16 protein-coding genes are annotated in these 18,120 nt (G+C 39.2%); 9 read left to right on the top strand and 7 right to left on the bottom strand.

Annotation, left to right across the window (positions count from 1 at the left end; genetic code table 11):
- Window positions 1-127 precede the first annotated feature (127 nt).
- Window positions 128-763: an LON peptidase substrate-binding domain-containing protein gene (locus tag ACQ334_RS21915; protein ID WP_430990417.1), complete on the bottom strand. Its 636-nt coding sequence runs from the start codon at window positions 761-763 to the stop codon at window positions 128-130.
- A 13-nt stretch (window positions 764-776) separates the two neighbouring features.
- Window positions 777-1,526 carry a glycosyltransferase family 2 protein gene (locus ACQ334_RS21910; RefSeq protein WP_430990416.1) on the bottom strand — a complete coding sequence of 250 codons (750 nt, stop codon included), beginning with the start codon at window positions 1,524-1,526 and terminating at the stop codon, window positions 777-779.
- Window positions 1,527-1,775: 249 nt separating this feature from the next.
- On the opposite strand from ACQ334_RS21910, the gene meaB reads away from it, so the two are divergent.
- Both meaB and ACQ334_RS21900 read left to right on the top strand, forming a co-directional pair.
- Window positions 1,776-2,666: a methylmalonyl Co-A mutase-associated GTPase MeaB gene (meaB, locus tag ACQ334_RS21905; protein ID WP_430990415.1), complete on the top strand. Its 891-nt coding sequence runs from the start codon at window positions 1,776-1,778 to the stop codon at window positions 2,664-2,666.
- On the top strand, window positions 2,666-2,977 hold the full coding sequence (locus ACQ334_RS21900; protein ID WP_430990414.1) for a CDGSH iron-sulfur domain-containing protein: 312 nt from the start codon (window positions 2,666-2,668) through the stop codon (window positions 2,975-2,977). Before meaB ends, ACQ334_RS21900 begins: the two co-directional genes overlap by 1 nt.
- On the opposite strand, the gene ACQ334_RS21895 is transcribed toward ACQ334_RS21900, so the two are convergent.
- Window positions 2,978-3,202 carry a hypothetical protein gene (locus ACQ334_RS21895; protein WP_430990413.1) on the bottom strand — a complete coding sequence of 75 codons (225 nt, stop codon included), beginning with the start codon at window positions 3,200-3,202 and terminating at the stop codon, window positions 2,978-2,980.
- A gap of 122 nt (window positions 3,203-3,324) precedes the next feature.
- On the opposite strand from ACQ334_RS21895, the gene ACQ334_RS21890 reads away from it, so the two are divergent.
- Window positions 3,325-4,050 (top strand): tetratricopeptide repeat protein, encoded by a 726-nt coding sequence (locus tag ACQ334_RS21890; RefSeq protein WP_430990412.1) that lies wholly within the window; start codon window positions 3,325-3,327, stop codon window positions 4,048-4,050.
- A gap of 155 nt (window positions 4,051-4,205) precedes the next feature.
- A complete protein-coding gene (locus tag ACQ334_RS21885) occupies window positions 4,206-5,120 on the top strand; it encodes a glycosyltransferase family 2 protein (protein WP_430990411.1) in 915 nt (304 codons plus the stop codon).
- A 9-nt stretch (window positions 5,121-5,129) separates the two neighbouring features.
- On the opposite strand, the gene ACQ334_RS21880 is transcribed toward ACQ334_RS21885, so the two are convergent.
- The 3 genes from ACQ334_RS21880 to ACQ334_RS21870 form a co-directional block, all read right to left on the bottom strand.
- Window positions 5,130-5,999: a glycosyltransferase family 2 protein gene (locus ACQ334_RS21880; RefSeq protein WP_430990410.1), complete on the bottom strand. Its 870-nt coding sequence runs from the start codon at window positions 5,997-5,999 to the stop codon at window positions 5,130-5,132.
- 138 nt (window positions 6,000-6,137) lie between these two features.
- Window positions 6,138-7,949 (bottom strand): translational GTPase TypA, encoded by a 1,812-nt coding sequence (typA, locus tag ACQ334_RS21875; protein ID WP_430990409.1) that lies wholly within the window; start codon window positions 7,947-7,949, stop codon window positions 6,138-6,140.
- Window positions 7,950-8,136: 187 nt separating this feature from the next.
- Window positions 8,137-11,280: a T9SS type A sorting domain-containing protein gene (locus ACQ334_RS21870; RefSeq protein WP_430990408.1), complete on the bottom strand. Its 3,144-nt coding sequence runs from the start codon at window positions 11,278-11,280 to the stop codon at window positions 8,137-8,139.
- Window positions 11,281-11,446: 166 nt separating this feature from the next.
- Here ACQ334_RS21870 and ACQ334_RS21865 point away from each other — a divergent pair, with 166 nt between their 5' ends.
- On the top strand, window positions 11,447-11,905 hold the full coding sequence (locus tag ACQ334_RS21865; protein ID WP_430990407.1) for a methylglyoxal synthase: 459 nt from the start codon (window positions 11,447-11,449) through the stop codon (window positions 11,903-11,905).
- Here the strand turns inward: ACQ334_RS21865 and ACQ334_RS21860 are convergent, their stop codons facing one another.
- Entirely contained in the window at window positions 11,906-13,033 is a 1,128-nt protein-coding gene (locus ACQ334_RS21860) for an acyltransferase family protein (RefSeq protein WP_430990406.1), read from the bottom strand.
- A gap of 96 nt (window positions 13,034-13,129) precedes the next feature.
- On the opposite strand from ACQ334_RS21860, the gene ACQ334_RS21855 reads away from it, so the two are divergent.
- The 4 genes from ACQ334_RS21855 to ACQ334_RS21840 all read left to right on the top strand — a co-directional run bounded on the left by ACQ334_RS21855 (window position 13,130) and on the right by ACQ334_RS21840 (window position 17,989).
- On the top strand, window positions 13,130-14,497 hold the full coding sequence (locus tag ACQ334_RS21855; RefSeq protein WP_430990405.1) for a Gfo/Idh/MocA family protein: 1,368 nt from the start codon (window positions 13,130-13,132) through the stop codon (window positions 14,495-14,497).
- A gap of 94 nt (window positions 14,498-14,591) precedes the next feature.
- On the top strand, window positions 14,592-15,692 hold the full coding sequence (locus ACQ334_RS21850; protein ID WP_430990404.1) for an LBF_2804 family protein: 1,101 nt from the start codon (window positions 14,592-14,594) through the stop codon (window positions 15,690-15,692).
- A gap of 4 nt (window positions 15,693-15,696) precedes the next feature.
- Window positions 15,697-15,981, top strand: a complete 285-nt coding sequence (locus ACQ334_RS21845; protein ID WP_430990403.1) for a hypothetical protein — start codon at window positions 15,697-15,699, stop codon at window positions 15,979-15,981.
- Between the two features lie 76 nt (window positions 15,982-16,057).
- Window positions 16,058-17,989, top strand: a complete 1,932-nt coding sequence (locus ACQ334_RS21840) for a TlpA family protein disulfide reductase (protein ID WP_430990402.1) — start codon at window positions 16,058-16,060, stop codon at window positions 17,987-17,989.
- The last annotated feature ends 131 nt before the right edge of the window (window positions 17,990-18,120 follow it).

Genomic DNA, 18,120 nt, shown 5'->3' with positions numbered 1-18,120 from the left:
TTCAACTTTCAACTTTCAACTTTCAACTTTCAACTTTCAACTTTCAACTTTCAACTTTCAACTTTCAACTTTCAACTTTCAACTTTCAACTTTCAACTTTCAACTTTCAACTTTCAACTTTCAACTTTCAGATATCAAATCCTTTTAAATTTTTAAAATGTCCGTTCAACTGCACCCGTTCTTTTAAGGTTTCCATTTCGGCAATAACCGGTACTACTTTTTTCAGGTGACGTTTTAAATATTCCTGTCTTTGTAATTCGTGCAGCAATTGCAGCAGTTCATACTCTTCCGTTAAAGATAAGCCTGCATGATGTGCCACATCATAACTCCACAATTCTGCATCAGGTTTTTTAAACTCTTTACTTATTTTAAGTAACTTATGCAGTTCTCTTATGGCTGCAATAATATTCTGCATCAGCGCACGGTTGCCGGCTTCCACATTATCAGGATAATTTACAATAGCGCCGCTATATAATTTCTCCGGCAGGTCTTTTATCGATTCTAAAATAGTAAATACCTGCAGGCCTTCTGTTTTAATATCCATCTTACCATCGTCGTACACGTTAGTAATCTCCAGCACTCTTACCAGGGTGCCGGTTTCCTGTAATTTATCATCAATTACAGGAGGAATACCAAATGGTTTTTTAGTATCGAAGCACTCTTTTATCAGTTGTTTATACCGGGGTTCAAAAATATGCAGGTTCAGCTGTTCGCCGGGGTACACAACAATGCCAAGTGGAAATATGGGGATAAAGTTTGTCACTATAGTTTCTTTTTTACTGCCTGTTCAACTCTTTTAAAAAAGTGTATTTTAAAAAAGTGTACCAGGCCGTGGTTTTAGCAATCAGGTAACCTTCCCAGCCATCTAAAAAACCGAGGCGTAAAATATAATGCTGAAAAAAAGTAAGCCACGGAGCCATACGCAATTTAAAAAAATTGGCCTGCTTTCCCTGCACATGATATTTTTGAGCGTTTAACCTGGCGTAGTTAATTGTTTTGCTAATATATTCATCAATATTTTGCGTGGTGTAATGCAACACATGGCCGGGCAGTAACACCATTTTTGTGGTGCTGTTTAAAGTAAGTCCTTCATGCACGGCAGCATCGTTCCAGCGGATGGTATTACGGTTAAACAGGCGCACATGTTTATCGCCAGACCATTCCCCATAGCGTATCCACTTATTGCAAAAAAAGTTTTTGAACTTAAAATTATATACGGTATTCTCATCCGCAGGGTTCAGCTGCTCTATGGCTGTTTTAAGGGTGGTATCGATGGCTTCGTCGGCATCCAGGTTCAATATCCAGTTGTATTTAGCAACAGCAATACCTTTGTTTTTATTAGGGCCATAACCATCCCAGCTGGTTTCAATAATGGTGGCGCCAAAACTTTTGGCTATGGCAATGGTGGTATCGGTACTGCCACTATCTACAATTATAATATCATCGGTAATTCCCTGCAGGCTTTGCAGTGTGGTACCAATAATATGGGCTTCGTTCCTGGTTATGATAACTACCGATAATAACATTACTGCAATAAGCTTTATACGCAACTCTTCTTTGCAAAGAAACAATAAAGAGCAACAACTTAAACGCCTGCTGCAAATTAATTTGGTTATGGGGTATGGGTTAGGGGTTACGGGTTAGGGGTTACGGGTTTCGGGTTAAATTGTTTGCGATTATTAAAAACGGCTACACCCGAATTACTTGTAACCCGTAACTTTTTTAACCCGTAACACCTTTGTTGGGAATGCCCCTATTAATTTGTTACTTTGCTTATGTGGCAGCAACAGTTAAAAGAAATACAACAAGGCAATAGTAAAACACTGGCCCGCTGTATTTCTCTTGTTGAAAATGAAGTGGCCGGTTACGAAAACCTGTTAGAACAATTGCCCTTTTCTCACACCCCTGTTATTGGTATTACCGGCCCGCCGGGCGCTGGTAAAAGTACATTGGTAGATGCCTTAACGGCATTACTGGTTGCTGATGGCAAACGTGTGGGTGTGCTTTGTGTTGACCCTTCCTCTCCATTTAATTTAGGGGCTTTACTGGGCGACCGTATCCGCATGAGTGAATGGTATAACAATCCCAATGTGTTTATACGCTCACTGGCTACAAGAGGTTCGTTGGGAGGGCTTCATCCAAAGATCATTGAAATAACGGACCTGCTTAAGGCTGCAGCCTTTGATTATATTATTGTGGAAACGGTGGGTGTAGGGCAAAGTGAAATTGAAATAGCAGGTCTTGCAGATGTTACAGTGGTGGTGGTAGTGCCCGAAGCCGGCGACGAAGTGCAAACCATGAAGGCAGGGCTGATGGAAATTGCCGATGTATTTGTAGTAAATAAAGCCGACAGGCCCGACGCCGACCTGTTTGTAAAAAATTTACGCCTGATGCTGGCTCCTGCATTTCATAATCATACCATGCCGGTACCGGTTATAAAAACCACCGCATCGCAAAAAAAAGGAATTGAAGAATTGCTCACGCTGATAAGCCATACCAAACACCTGCCACTTAACAGCAAACGCAATTGGCTGCTGGCCGAAAAAGCTTTTCGCCTTATTGAACAAAAGCGTATGAAAGACGTTAGCAAAGAAGAACTTAAAAACAATATAGCTGCTGAAGGCGATGCCTTTAATTTGTATCAATTTATAAAAAAATACTTCTGATGGAAATGATCCCTAATAAGAACTTACCGCATGTTGCCAAAAAAGAACCGGCGATGGTAAATGTTGTTCCCGGAAAAATATACTCCTGGTGTACCTGTGGCCTTAGTACCGAAAAACAACCCTTTTGTGATGGCACCCACAAGCGCATCGAGCATACCATTAATGAGCATAACGAACCCGTATTGCCTTACCGTAGCTTAAAAGTAGAATTTGAAAAGGAAGAAGAAGTGTGGTTTTGCCAGTGTAAACAAACCAAAACACCTCCATTCTGTGATGGCAGCCATAACCGGCTGAAAGAAGATCAATCTTGATCAGGCTTCATATTCTTTATTGCCTCTCCACCATTGATAGCCTACTATGCCCACAATAGCAAAAGGGGCAAACATCAAATATAAAATGCCCTGGTTAAGCCCTTTGGCAGGTTTTTCACCCATTTGTGAAGCCGTTTTAGTGCATACCGAACATTGTGCTTTAGCCTGTGGGCTAAAAACAATACCGCTAAATACCAACAACAGAATGATAAAAGTCTTTTTCATTTGCAGTGGCAAAGTTAGCGAAGAATATGCCTTTTTGAGCGGATTGTTTAACTAAAAATTTTAAAAAAAGCTGTCTGTAGAAGACAAACTTGCTTTTACTTTGCTTATAAATTATTTACTGCATGATCAAATATTTTTACACTGGTTTATTAGGTATCCTTATTTCAGCTTTTGTAATGGCACAACCGCCAAAACAAGCGGTTGCATTGTATCAAAAGGGATTGACCCTTGAAGAAAGCGGCCGGGTTCCCGAAGCCATTGTTGCCTACAAAAAAGCTATATCACTATATAAAAAATATGATTCCGCATATATACACGCCGGCCTGGCTTATGTAAAAGCCAGCAAACCAGACAGTGGGGTTATGATTTTGAAAACTGCTGTAAAACTAAACCCGGCATTTACCGATGCTTATCTTGCAATGGGCAATATTTACAGGGACGTAATAAAAAGGCCTGATGACGCCATAGAGAATTACCTGAAGGCAGTAAAAATTGACAGCACTAACAAAGTAACTTATTACAGCCTGGCCTGGTGCAATAATGCAAAAGAATATTACAGGGAAGCCGTAAAGTATGGTGTTAAAGCCCTTGAAATTGATAATGATTACAAACCCGCCTATAATGAGCTGGGCCATGCTTACCGCCAGCTTAAAGCTTACGAGGAAGGAATAGCACAATTTAAAAAGAACCTGGCCATATCCACCAATGACCTGCCCATGCTGTATATCGGCTACTGCTATATGGAATTGAATCAGAAGGATAAGGCTCTTGAAATGTATGAAGAACTTAAAAAAATAAATGAGAAAATGGCCGGGGCTATGAAAAAGAGGCTGGACGCCATGAAATAAAGCTGATCAGCTACATTATTTTACGCTTTTATTTTTTGTATCGGTTAAATGGTTTTCTCCAATCAATAAATGCTCGTGTGGCAGTTTCTGCCTGTTCTTTCATCAGCAGTTTTCTTTAGTTATCTTTAACCGGATTATTTGCAAATATTTTAATTATGGCAAACACGGCTCCTTTGGTATCTGTAGCAATGGCAACTTATAATGGAGAAAAATACATTGCAGCCCAGCTGGAAAGTATCATTCATCAAACTCATCAAAACATTGAAATTATAATTACTGACGATGCTTCTGCAGACAGTACTGTTGCAATAATCAACAATTTTCAACAGCAGTATAGTTATATAAAATTGTTCATTAATGCCGTTAACAGCGGCGTTACTAAAACCTTTGAGCATTCCTTTAAAAATTGTAGCGGCGATTTTATTGCTATATCCGACCAGGATGATATCTGGGAACTCAATAAGATTGAAACCCTATTAAGCCAGATCGGTAAAGAAGATGCTGTTTATTCTAATTCACTTTTAATAGATAAGAACGGGCAATCCCTGCACCAGGAATTTAAATCCTTAATGCACCTGCAATCTTATTATGATGGCGCTCCTTTTTTAATGGGTAATTGCGTACCCGGGCACACGATAATAATGAAAGCAGCATTTGCAAAAACGATCTTGCCACTACCTGCCGAAATGATGTTTGACAGGTGGATCAGTTTTTGTGCGGCAGCAAATAATGGAATTAAATATGTAGACATGCCACTGGTGCAATATCGCCAGCACGATAACAATGCAGTAGGTGTGGGAAAATCTAAAAATAAAAAACAGCGAAAAACCAAAACGCAACAGTTCAATATTAAACTGCAGGAGTTAAAAGCTTTTGAAAAAGCTCCTGTAACCAACAATAATACTAAACAAATACTTAGTGAAATGCTGGGCTTATTTACCCGCAAACTAAGCTTACACCGAAGCCTTTTTTTCTTTAAAAATATTGATACGCTTTTGGTGATTAAAAACAAACCGAGGTACAGGAAAAATCTGTATAGCCTTAAAATGTTTTTTAAAGCCAATTATTAAGTCTGAAACTTATCCGGTAGTATTTTTCTTTGCAAATCTTTCTTCCGCTTTTTTAAATGGAGATTTAATCACATTAAGCAGGTAGCCCGAAAAAATAAACGGCGCAAAAAGGAAACGCTTAATATCTGTTGTATATTTTTTACGGATATAATTAAGCTTAAGGTATTCGTCCAGGTAAAGTTGGTGGTGCTTTTTTACAATGTAGTTCTGATTATCTGCTTTTTTCTTTTCATCTTTAAATTGCGTAGCTACTGAAGCTGCTACAATACGGTAGTGAAATAATTTTTCGGTAATAAAATAAAATTTAAAACCGTTAGCATAAGCATTTATCCAAAACTCCCAGTCTTCGTGGCCCCAGTAAGGAATGTTGGTATCGTAGCCATTATTTTTTACCCACACTTCTTTTAAAAACATAGCGCAATTATCTATGTAATTAGCTGCTAATAATTCAGTAATATCAAAAGGGATAGATTGAAAAGTTCTTGCATCGGCACCGGTATCTCCAAAAAAAACAGGAGTGCAATATACTACCTGGTATTCGCCTTTTTCTAAAATAGCGATCCCGGTATTAATATACTCCGGTGTCAACATATTATCCGCATCCAGTGGAAGAATATATTTCCCTTTCGCATTTTTAATAGCTGTATTTCTTGCCACTGCCGGGCCTCCATTCTGCTGGTGAATTACAGTATAGCCTTCCGCTTTTAATTCGTCGAGTTTTGTAAGTGTGTACGCATCTGTTGAGCCATCATCAACAATGATCACTTCAAAAGAAAAATTTACCCTTTCTTTTTTAATACTGTCTAAAGCATCCTGTAAATAAATACCATGATTAAAGCAAGGCATTATTACAGATAACATGCAATTGGAGGCATCCATATTTATAAATTACGCAAACATAGTTCTAAAAATTTACTATTGAAAACATGCACAGATTTAAACCATGAGATAATTGGCGGGCAAAATAAAAACCCGGAAGTATTAGTTCCGGGTTAATAAACAAAGTTAAAATATAATTTATACCGCTTCGCTTTTCATCGACTTTGAAACTCTTGAACGTTCGTTCTCATCCAAAATCACTTTACGCATGCGGATGCTTTTTGGTGTTACTTCAATACACTCATCTTGTTGAATATACTCCATACATTCTTCCAGCGTCATCATGATCTTTGGAGCTGCCTTGCTGGCATCATCACTACCACTTGCACGGTGATTGGTTAATTTTTTAGGCTCGGTAGCATTTACATTTAAATCGCCTGGCTTAATATGCTCGGCAATAATTTGTCCTGCATAAACTTCATCTCCCGGATCTACAAAGAACCTGCCTCTGTCCTGTAATTTATCAATAGAGTAGCCTGTTGTTTTTTCGGTATTTTTAGATAATAACACACCATTGCTTCTGCCCGGTATTACACCTTTCCATGGGCGGTAATCGGTAAAGCGGTGAGCCATTACTGCCTCTCCTGCTGTATTGGTCAGCATATTGCTGCGTAAGCCAATCAACCCTCTTGAAGGAATATCAAATTCCAGGTGCTGCATTTCGCCTTTGCTTTCCATGATCAGCATTTCTCCCTTACGTTGTGTAACCAGGTCAATTACTTTACCACTGAATTCTGAAGGCACATCTACCACCAGGTTCTCATAAGGTTCGCACCTCTTGCCATCAATCTCTTTTACCAATACCTGCGGATTACCTACTGTTAATTCAAAACCTTCCCTTCTCATGGTTTCTATCAAAATACCTAAATGCAAAATACCTCTTCCGTAAACCAAAAAGCTATCAGCACTATCAGAATCTTCTACACGAAGCGCCAGGTTTTTTTCTGTTTCTTTCATCAGCCTGTCTCTTAAATGACGGGAAGTAACAAATTTACCTTCACGGCCAAAGAACGGAGAGTTGTTAATGCTGAACATCATGCTCATGGTAGGTTCATCCACACTGATCACCGGTAATGCTTCTGGAAAGTCCACATCACAAATGGTATCACCAATATTAAAAGTTTCCAACCCTACTATTGCACAAATATCACCTGCACTTACTTCTGTTGCTTTCTTTTTACCTAAAGCTTCAAAAGTGTACAGTTCTTTTACTTTCATTTTTTTAATGCCGCCATCTGCCTGTACCAGGGCAATTTGCTGACCTTCCCTTACAGTACCACGGGCTACTTTACCTACAGCTATCCTTCCTAAGAAAGAAGAATAATCCAAAGAAGTGATCTGCATCTGGGTAGTACCTTCATTTACTTTTGGTTCGGGTACATGTTCCAGTATCGCATCCAGTAACGGGAAGATATTATCAATTTCATCAAGTGTGGTATTCATCCAGCCGTTCTTGCTGCTACCGTAAATAGTAGGAAAGTTCAATTGCTCTTCTGTAGCATCCAGGTTAAAGAATAATTCAAAAACTGCATCATGCACTTCATCAGGGCGGCAGTTTGGTTTATCTACTTTATTAATTACCACAATAGGATGCAAACCTAAATGCAATGCTTTTTGTAATACAAAACGTGTTTGTGGCATGGGGCCTTCAAAAGCATCCACCAGCAACAACACACCATCAGCCATTTTTAAAACCCTTTCTACCTCACCGCCAAAGTCACTATGGCCGGGAGTATCAATCACGTTAATCTTAACGCCTTTATAAGTTACAGATACGTTTTTACTGAAAATGGTAATGCCTCTTTCTCTTTCAAGGTCATTGTTATCCATGATCAATTCACCGGTCTCCTGGTTATCCCTGAAGATATTGGTGCTGTGTAAAATTTTGTCCACCAGGGTAGTTTTTCCGTGATCTACGTGGGCAATGATTGCGATGTTACGAATATTCATTATGTAATTATTGTGGTAAAATATTGAAAACCAGTACAGTTATAATTTTTACCTATTTTTTTGAAGGTGCAAAGGTACGCTATTTAACCCGGCTTTCCGCATTAAATAACCATGAAATTGAGCTGGTGTGGGTAAAAGCAAATGGCCCGTTCGGGAGCCATTTGCTGTAGAAATGATGCCTGGTATGCTATTGGTTTTCCTTTACAAAACTCTTTACATACTTTTTATCTCCGGCCAGTATCGTAAAAATATACTCGCCTGCCGGCAGGTCTTTTACCGGCATAGAATAATAATTATTCCCTCTTTCAAATAATGGTGGCGAAACAGATTTTACCATTTTACCCTCTGCATTATAAATAGCCACAGTACAGCGGGTTTGTTTATCCAGTATAAAGTTTACGTTTATTACACCTGTTACCGGGTTGGGGTACATCACAATATTATACGCATCACTGGATGCTTTTATAAGCACTATATTAGAATAAGTAATGCTATTATCTGTGTTCAGCATTTTTAAACGGTAATAATAGGGTGTAGCAGGATTAAGGCCTTTATCCGGATATTCATAATTGCTGGTAGCTGCTCCTTTTGCCTTAACGTCGGCAATTTTGGTGAACTGTACACCATTAATACTTCTTTCCAGCTCGTAGCCTTTTACGTTAACCTCGTTGGTATTGATCCATTTTAAAATATTTGAACCCTGAATCTTATCTCCTTCAAGGCTTATAGATTTTACAGCCAGGGGAATAATAACCAGGTTAACCCGGAAGGTTTTCATTTCATTATGCCCGATCGCAGTTAATAAATTTCTTGCACTGTAGGCATTGTCATTCATATCTGTTTCCACATGAGTAGTGCGTTTAGCCTGGCTGATTATAAGGTTGTAACCCAATGTAGGTGTAGCATCATTATCACTCAGGTTCCATACCCTTGTAATAGTACCACGGGTAATACCTTCTTCTGCAGGTTTTACTGCCCATATCAGCGAACCCGGGTCGTCATTGCTAACATAAGAATACTGTTCGGGCAATAAAAAGTTAACCGGGTTATACACTACTCCGCATACCATGGAGTCCTGGTGTTCCAATGCTTCTTTCATATCAGCAGCAGCTGAGTAAGCAGTATGTGTGGTTATAGCAAAACGCTGGTTAAAAAGCATATCATTACCCTGGTCTTCAATACCTAAAGGGAAGCCTGAGTTGGTAGAATTAATTCTTCCTCCGGATAAAACGTTTAATTGAGCGGTATTTTGATTCAAAGTACTTACTGTGCTATTTCCCAGCTTCATAAAATAGCAATCCTGGTTGGAAAGACTGACCCCATAGCCTGTTGGATCATTTACACTGGCAAAATGTCCAATGGTACTCCAATCGTACCGGGCATTTTGGGTAGCATAATGGCCACCGTTATTAGTGAGTTTAGCTTTTATAACGGCACCTGTTTCTTCGTGCCAGACATCGGGTGAGGTGATATTAAAAGAATAAGTCCAGGTTTTATTGGTGGTGAAATTTTCTGTGATCTGGTTATCAATTTCAATCCGGGATATATTTTTAAAGAGTGTAATTCTTGTAGTGCGTGCAGGGGCAACCGTGGTACTGGTAAGTATTGTTACAGAAACGGGGCCATTGTTCTCTACTGAAGAAGTACCGGTGTTGGAATTACCAGTACCAAAATCGTTAAGAAATCCGCCGGCAGCAACTAATTCTTTATTACCATTGTGCTTATCAATAAGGCTGGTTATTACCCCCTGGTTGGTATAGGTAACTTTAAAAGAATCGCTTTCCACAAACTTAAAACTTCCGTTTACGCCGGTAGTATACCAGCTAGCCGGGAAAGATCCTGCTATATTCTGTATCTCATACACTTTGTAGCCAATTGAGGGAATGCTGTCTGCAAGTACCCTGAGGTAATGAACGTTATTTTTTACAATATCCTGGTAAGGTACTTCTGTATTAGTACTTACATCCATTACCCTTGTAGGGCCACTTATAGTATAGGCATAATCCGCATAGCCTGTTCTCTTCCAACCCAAGGGATTAAATGCAAAAAATCTTGGCAGGCCAGCACTACCGGTGCTCTTTGTAATAAGGTTACTCAGGTTGCTACGGGAAAGATTATATAACTGGTCAACATAGGAAGATATAGTGGCTTCTAACCTGCGCTGATATAAATTGCGTTCAATAAGACTCACATTTCCTGCAAAACCAAAATCATGTTCCCAGTACATGCCTAAAGCCATCCAGGCTTCTGTTTTTAAACTATCTAAAGCGCCTGCAAAAGTAGGATTGTAATTGGTGACTATTGCCGCCATCGCTTCTGCCGACCGTAGCTTTTCTAATGAGCGTTTTACCTTAGCACTTACTTCTGCTATGGAAGCACAGGCAAGGTCCCACTCGTTACCGAAGGTTTGGGTTACAGAAGGCAGGGAACTACCATACGTAGTTTCAAAATCATGAAAAAAGTCAGTTTCGTTGGATACAATGATCTGCTGACTTGCGTTGGTATTATTTATTGCCGCATCAACCAAATCATCATTAGTGGTTTCAAAATCATCCCAACCTACCCCAAAACCACCCGCAATGGTATATGGATAACCCGCTGTGCTGCATTTAGCAGAAAGGTAATTGATTGCTGCATCAGCAGTCTTTACTTCACCATACCCACCCACAAAGTTACTTTGGCCACCATTTGCCAGGTTATACCATTTTAATAAAAGTTTACTGGTATCCATTCCTTTATACCAGTAAATCTGGTTTTGCCTGTTGGTAAGCCCCGGAACAGCGGTATAACAATCGCACACACCATACCAGCAATATTTTGCGCCTGCGCCTTTCCATAAAGAGGCCATACCTAAGGGAAGCGTCTGGTTCTCCATTGCTGCTGCCATTTCAAAACGCAGGTTATATTGCCTTTCCAGGCTTCCGGCATAATACATCCCCCGCAAAACAGCTTCTGCAGGCACGCCACCATAAGTAGTAATTAAAGGGGAATAAGGCACAGTTATCTGCCCGTTTTTTATCTGGTCAATAAGCCTGCTAAACTGTGCAGGGGTTCTGTATTTTTTGTACGCTTTTACCCAAAAAGTTCCGTCGCAGTTCCATTTGCTTTGAAGATTATAATTACCCGGATGCTCAAGTTTTGTCTGGTCATTGTAGTCCATCCATACGTCAAGCATGTTTATAAAAGCAGAGTCATAATCGATCTCATTGGCCGTCCACATGTAATCGGTATGATCGTCGTTGGCAACGTAAATACGCTTTTGAGCATTTGAAGTAACCTGCAATAATAGAAATACAATAACAACACCTATCTTAGTAAATGTTTCCCTCATAAATGTTTGTTTACATTAGTTAGTTTTACTTTACATATAATGCAAGCAAGTCAATCAAATATTAGTAGCTAAGGGGAGATGGTTTTTTGATAGAATTGAGAGAGGCGAACGCAAATATATAGGTTTTTTGTAAAAATCCCGTTTTTTATCACAAATTATCAACAAGATGAGTGACGTTAGAAAAATTGCACCCCGTAAAAGAATAGCACTGGTGGCGCACGACAACAAAAAGGCCGATCTGATAGATTGGGCTGAATTTAATAAACTGGTACTGGCAAAACACGACCTTATTGCTACCGGTACTACAGGTAAAATGCTGGAAGAAAAACTGGACCGGCCTGTAAAGAAAATGCTGAGCGGCCCTCTTGGCGGCGATCAGCAAATTGGTGCCATGATAGCGGAAGGAAAAATTGATGTATTGATATTTTTCTGGGACCCGATGGAAGCACAGGCACACGATAGTGATGTAAAAGCTCTTTTACGCCTGGGTGTGGCCTGGAATATTTTGCTGGCCTGCGACAGGGCCACTGCAGATTTTATTCTTACATCACCACTGATGCAACAGTATTATGAAACGCAGATACCTGACTACAGTAATTATTTAAAGAGAAAAGTGACCCGCTAATTATACCCTGATGTAAATTTTTCTCTTATCCAAAAAATAACCCACCAGCCAGCATAGCAACATAAAACAAACAGCGAATAAAAAGGAACCAAGATAATCACCAGCGGGTTGAAAAATACTGTTGTATACCCATTGGTACAAAGTTGTTTTACTATCTGCCCTGAAAAAGTATAATAAAGTGGCACCTAATTCCGACAGCAGGTAAATAAACAAAGGGTTACGGCCGGGTACTTCAAAAAACCAGGTCCAGCCGGTTTTGTTTTTAAAGTTGATGATATAAATAAGTGTGGCAAGAATGATACAATCTAATCCGACAGTCAGCACTACAAAAGAGCTTGTCCATAATTTTTTATTTACCGGAAAATTCAGGTTCCAGCAATAGGCAGTAAACAATAACGCTGCACCAGCGAGTAATAAAACCGTTAGCCCTTCGTAACTGTTTCCTTTTTGCTGAATGTACCTGCCCACTATATAGCCAGCTATAACATTGGCAATAGCTGGCAATGTGCTTAGTAAACCTTCGGGGTCAAATGCCACCCCTTCGCCATGATACAAATGTTTTTCATTCAGTAACCACCTATCCAATATAGAGCCTGCATTGGTTTGCATACCCAGGGGATCAGTGGCATCCCCAAACACGTATAATAAAACCCAGTAAGCAAGTAAAAATATCACAGCAAGTATAACCGCTGTTTTGGGTTTTACATAATATACAATCAGCGAAGCAATACCATAACAAAGCGCTATTCTTTGTAATACACCAAAAACCCTGGTATCTTCAAAAGGAGCAAAAATAAAATTACCAGCCACATCTCTTTTTACAAACGGAAACCAATACATGAGGTAGCCCAGTAAAAAAATGATGAAAGTTCTTTTCAATATTTTCCACAGCACCTGGCTTTGCTGCAGGTTATTCCATTTAGGCATTACAAAACTCATGGCATTGCCTACAGCAAATAAAAAAGAAGGAAATACCAGGTCGGTAGGTGTAAAACCATTCCAGTGTGCATGCAGCAGCGGCGAAAAAGTAGTAGCCCCGTTACCGGGTGTATTAACAATGATCATAAAGCAGATCGTCATGCCACGAAATACATCTAATGCAGTAAATCTTTGAGTGGTTGCAGTCATAAGCAAGTGTTGTGATCTGTAAAATAAACATTTTTTATTGCGCAACTAAACATTTGTAACTTTAAACATCCCATTTACATTTTAAACTGATTGCTTATGTCAAAACCCTGGTCCCGCCGTGATGCCATTAGGGCATTAGGTCTTTCTTTTGGAACTGCTGCTCTTCCCTTTTCATCATGGGCTGTTGATGAAAATAAACAACGCATTTTATTACCGCAGCAAAAATTACAATTGGATAAACCCGTTACGGCTATTACCTGTGGTGCCGGCAACAGGGGTAATGTGTATGGCGGTTTTTCATTGGCCTACCCCGATCAATTGGATATTGTGGGTGTGGCAGAGCCGATTGCCATCCGCAACGAGCGTTATGCAAAAAAACACAACATTAAAGATGAAAACCGTTTTACTACCTGGGAAGATGTTTTTAAACGGCCCAAATTTGCTGATGCAATCATTATCACCACTCCCGATAATTTACATTACGGCCCTTGTATGAAAGCATTGGCAATGGGTTATGATGTGTTATTGGAAAAACCCATTTCTCCCAGCGAAAAAGAATGCCGTGATATTTTAGCACTGGCAAAAAAAACAGGGCGTATTGTTGCCGTCTGCCATGTACTTCGTTATGCGCCTTATTTTGTAAAGCTGAAAGAAATTATGCAGAGTGGTGTGTTGGGTGAGATCATCAGCATACAACATATGGAACCCATTGAGCACATACATATGAGCCACTCTTATGTACGTGGCAACTGGCATAACAGTGCGGCCACCACGCCCATCATTTTAGCAAAATCCTGCCACGACCTTGATATTTTAAGATGGATGCTGGAAAAACCCTGCACCAACATACAGGCATTTGGAAACCTGAAATGGTTCACCGAAAAAAATGCACCGGCTGGCAGTACTGCAAGATGTACTGATGGTTGCAAGGTAGAAGGCCAATGCCCTTACTCTGCCCTGGAAATTTATTACCGCAAGAGAGAACGCAATTATGTTTTTGACCTGCCGGAAGAAAAAGAAAAACAGGCGGCTTATGTTTTAGAACAATTGAAAACCACTAACTATGGCCGTTGTGTGTACCGCATGGATAACGATCAGCCCGATCATTACACCACCAATATTTTATTTGAAGGTGGTGTAACGGCAGCATTTTCTATGGAAGCATTCACATCTTACGACGGCCGCAGAACCAGGATAATGGGAAGCTTAGGTGATGTGGTAGGTGATATGACCAGTTTTGTGATGACCGATTTTTTAACCGGCAAAAAAACCGAATGGAAACAGGATACCGACGGCCATGGCGGCGGCGACTGGAGGCTGGCGCAGGATTGGATAAAAGCGGTATCGCAACATAACCCTGCATTGCTTACTTCTACCATTGATGCTTCTATTGAAAGCCATGTGATGGGTTTTATGGCAGAAGAAAGCAGGAAACATAAAAAAGTGATGGAAGTGAAATTATAACCACAGTCTGTGTCTTCACCGACCGGAAGGCCGGAATAAAATGAATAGCGGATTTGTTGAACTGAGAATTCAATAAATCCGCTATTTTGCATTGGTGAAACCGATATACAATTTATTTTACCGCATACTTCCCATAAGAAAAGTTAATACTGACAACCAGCTTTTTTTATTAACCGAAGAAGAAATAAAGATCATACGCACCAAGGAAAAAATTGCGATATGGTCGGCTGCATTTTTTGGCGCCATGGGTGTGGTGCTGTTGTATGTACCGCAATATGCTTTCCCGCATTTATTTCCCAATACCAATATCAGCATGTTTGGAAAAACATTCGCTGTGCCGGTTGTAATGTTAGTGTACAGTGTGGTATTGGTGATCATAGAAATTATGCTGCTCACTTTTTTAAACATCTGGTGTGCACATGAAATAGCCGTAGCCACAGGTTTTCTCAATTATCAATCTAAAAAAGAAAAAGATAAACGTAACCTGCTCATCAATATCGGTCTTGAAAAAAAGAACAAGGAAATTTTAAAATATGGTATTGATCCTTTGCAGGGCATTAATAAAAAAGCGTTGCTGGCGTGGAACTTTTTCTTCATTTTAAAAGCCACACTCAGCAATATGTTGTTTAAAATATTGATACAGCGCTTGCTTGGTCGTTACGCTATAAAAGCAGTACAGGACTTTGCAGGTATCCCCATTTTTGCTGCATGGAATGCTTATGGTACCAAAGTAATTTTAAAAGAAGCCCGTGTAATAATTATGGGGCAAAATCTTATTGAAGAAGTTTGCAGGCGCATCCGTAAAGACCAGGCACCTACTGAAGAATTTAAAAATTTATTGTACGATACTTTGCAATACATTGCAGTAAGTAAAAGAGATTTTCATCAGAATCATTTTATACTTACTAAAAATTTATTTGAAATATACAATGTGCAACCTAAAGACAGGCATTGGCTGGAAGAAGGCTATTACCAAAAACTACATGCTGCAGGTAAGGAAGAAAAAGAAGTGTGCCAGTTATTAATTTCAATTGGATTTTTATTGGATGGTAAATTATCCATCACAGAAAGATTACAGATTCATGAATTGAAAAAAGAAGGTTTACTGGATATCAGCACCGAAGAAATAAAAAAATACCAGCATGATTTTTTAAACGGCCGCGGCATTGAAGGACTGATAACAAAATATATCTGAACACATGGAAGCACCTAAAAAAGTATTTGTACCGCATATTGCCATCTGTATCATCATGGATGTAATTGGTATGGCTACTTATGCTGTTCCGGGTTTAGGAGAGTTTGGTGATATTATCTGGGCGCCTCTTTCGGGCTATATATTTTTCAAATTATTTGGTGGCAGGTTTGGCGTAATTGGTGGCGTGCTCAATTTTTTAGAAGAAGTTATTCCTTATACAGACATTATTCCCTCTTTTACCATTGCGTGGTTCATCAGGAAAAAGCAAGCAGAAAAGTTACTACGATAGGCCGCCTTTTAACAAGAATTAATTTGAGCCTCGCTTTTTTCATGTTATATTTATTCCTCATCTTAAAACACCATAAATGAAGCAATTACTGTTATCTGCTATTGCATTCGCTTTAATAAGTATAGCCACAGCACAGGTTAAGTTTGAAGCCTTAACTATTACACCCCAGTTTCCTAAGGCCGGGCAAACAGTGAGTTTTAAATACAACAAACAACTGTCGCCATTAATTGATGAAAAGAAAATAGATATTGTGGTATATCTTTTAGATGGTACTGAATACAAAGTGATAGAACCTAAAGCAGTGCAGGCAGGCACTACTTTCTCCGGCAGTTTTAAACTTGGCGATAAGACCAAATGTTTTGCTTTTACTTTTTCATCTGATAAGGAAAAGGATATCAATGCCAGCAAAGGTTATTTTGTTCCGGTGTACAACAGCAAAAACGAACCGGTTCCGGAATATTATTCTACGCTTTATAATATACAAAGGTTTTATGGCGAAGATTACTTTGGTATCACCTTCAATGCACAAAAAGTATTCAGCATTATTGAAGAAGGGCTTAAGCAACACCCTGAGTTAAAGAATGACCCTACTTTTTTTAATACCTATCTATCTTCGCTTAATGGCGCAAAAAAAGGAGAAGCAATACCCGTTATCAAAGAAGAATTGCTGAGCCTGGAAAACAAAGGCAACCTTACAGAGAAAGATTATAACACACTTATACAATGGTACACCAGGGATAAAAGAAAAGGCAAAGTTGATACCCTGACCACAGCAATGAAAGTTGCTTTTCCAAATGGTGACTGGAAAAACAATGAAGCATTAACAAAATTCTATGCGGAAAAGGACCTGGTCAAAAAAGTGGCACTGTACAACGATTATGTTACCCAATATCCTCCAACCGAAGAAAATAAAGTAACCATTGACAGATTAAAATCGCAGTTGGCTAATGCTTATGCAAAAGCCAAAGATTATAAATCATATAATGAGTGGAATCAAAAATTAAGTAAGGCAATGGCGGCCAGCAATGATAATAATATTGCCTGGGCAATGGCAGAGGCCAATGAAAATATAGAAGAGGCAAAAAAAATGTCTTTATCTGCTACCAGTTATGCCAAAGCCGAAAATCTGAAACCCACTGAGAAAAAGCCGGATTATTTTACTACCAAACAATGGACAGGTAGCCGCAAAAGCCAATACGGCATGTATGCAGATACTTATGCATTCATTATGTATCAAACGGGTGATTTTAAAACTGGTTTGCCTTACGCAAAAGATGCAGCAGCAGCCAGCGATTATAAAAACGCAGAGTACAATGAACGCTACAGCCAGTTAATGGAAAAAGTATTGCCCCCTGCAATGGTTAAAAAAGAAATCGAACAGTTTGTAAAAGATGGTGCTGCATCTTCTAAAACAAAGGCCATCTTAAAAACTTTGTATGTAGCAGAGAAAAAATCAGATGCTGGTTATGACGACTATCTTACCAAACTGGAAATGACTGCCAGAATGAAAAAAAGAGAAGAAATGGCAAAAACCATGACTAACGATCCGGCACCAAAATTCAGCCTGAAAGACCTGGAAGGCAACGATGTTAGCCTTGAAGGATTAAAAGGTAAAGTAGTGATCGTTGATTTTTGGGCAACCTGGTGTGGGCCTTGTATTGCTTCTATGCCTGCTATGAAAACAGTGCAGGAAAAATTAAAAGCAAGGGATGATGTGGCTTTTGTTTTTGTGGATACCTGGCAAACTGAAGCAGACAAAAAACAAAACGCCATTGATTTTCTGAAGAAGAACAATTACCCTTTTCATGTGTTGTTAGATAATGAAGATAAAGTAGTGTCAGAATTTAAAGTGAATGGTATTCCTACAAAATTCGTTATTGACAAAACAGGGAACATTCGTTTTAAAAGCGTGGGCTTTGGCGGTAATGACGATGCATTAATTGATGAAGTAGATATGATGGTAGAAATGGCCGCTGCAGATTTTCCTGTTGACAGGCATGTAAAATAAAAATTTGTTTACGGCCGGAAAAATTCCGGCCTACATTATTGCCGGACTGTACATTTATTATTGGTAAATTTACAGTCCGGTTTTTTATTAAATTTATTTTTTATTAAGGTTTCCAACCTTTGATAACATTC

The organism is Ferruginibacter sp. SUN106 (genome assembly GCF_050611765.1).
Taxonomy (GTDB): Bacteria; Bacteroidota; Bacteroidia; order Chitinophagales; family Chitinophagaceae; genus Ferruginibacter.
The sequence above is the reverse complement of the archived record's forward strand: the minus strand, read 5'-3'. Positions and strand labels throughout refer to the sequence as shown.

Excerpts from the sequence above, each read along its gene's own strand:
- ACQ334_RS21910 (WP_430990416.1), bottom strand. The coding sequence starts at position 1,526 with ATGTTATTATCGGTAGTTATCATAACCAGGAACGAAGCCCATATTATT.
- meaB (WP_430990415.1), top strand. The coding sequence starts at position 1,776 with ATGTGGCAGCAACAGTTAAAAGAAATACAACAAGGCAATAGTAAAACA.
- ACQ334_RS21900 (WP_430990414.1), top strand. The coding sequence starts at position 2,666 with ATGGAAATGATCCCTAATAAGAACTTACCGCATGTTGCCAAAAAAGAA.
- ACQ334_RS21895 (WP_430990413.1), bottom strand. The coding sequence starts at position 3,202 with ATGAAAAAGACTTTTATCATTCTGTTGTTGGTATTTAGCGGTATTGTT.
- ACQ334_RS21890 (WP_430990412.1), top strand. The coding sequence starts at position 3,325 with ATGATCAAATATTTTTACACTGGTTTATTAGGTATCCTTATTTCAGCT.
- ACQ334_RS21885 (WP_430990411.1), top strand. The coding sequence starts at position 4,206 with ATGGCAAACACGGCTCCTTTGGTATCTGTAGCAATGGCAACTTATAAT.
- ACQ334_RS21880 (WP_430990410.1), bottom strand. The coding sequence starts at position 5,999 with ATGGATGCCTCCAATTGCATGTTATCTGTAATAATGCCTTGCTTTAAT.
- typA (WP_430990409.1), bottom strand. The coding sequence starts at position 7,949 with ATGAATATTCGTAACATCGCAATCATTGCCCACGTAGATCACGGAAAA.
- ACQ334_RS21870 (WP_430990408.1), bottom strand. The coding sequence starts at position 11,280 with ATGAGGGAAACATTTACTAAGATAGGTGTTGTTATTGTATTTCTATTA.
- ACQ334_RS21865 (WP_430990407.1), top strand. The coding sequence starts at position 11,447 with ATGAGTGACGTTAGAAAAATTGCACCCCGTAAAAGAATAGCACTGGTG.
- ACQ334_RS21860 (WP_430990406.1), bottom strand. The coding sequence starts at position 13,033 with ATGACTGCAACCACTCAAAGATTTACTGCATTAGATGTATTTCGTGGC.
- ACQ334_RS21855 (WP_430990405.1), top strand. The coding sequence starts at position 13,130 with ATGTCAAAACCCTGGTCCCGCCGTGATGCCATTAGGGCATTAGGTCTT.
- ACQ334_RS21845 (WP_430990403.1), top strand. The coding sequence starts at position 15,697 with ATGGAAGCACCTAAAAAAGTATTTGTACCGCATATTGCCATCTGTATC.
- ACQ334_RS21840 (WP_430990402.1), top strand. The coding sequence starts at position 16,058 with ATGAAGCAATTACTGTTATCTGCTATTGCATTCGCTTTAATAAGTATA.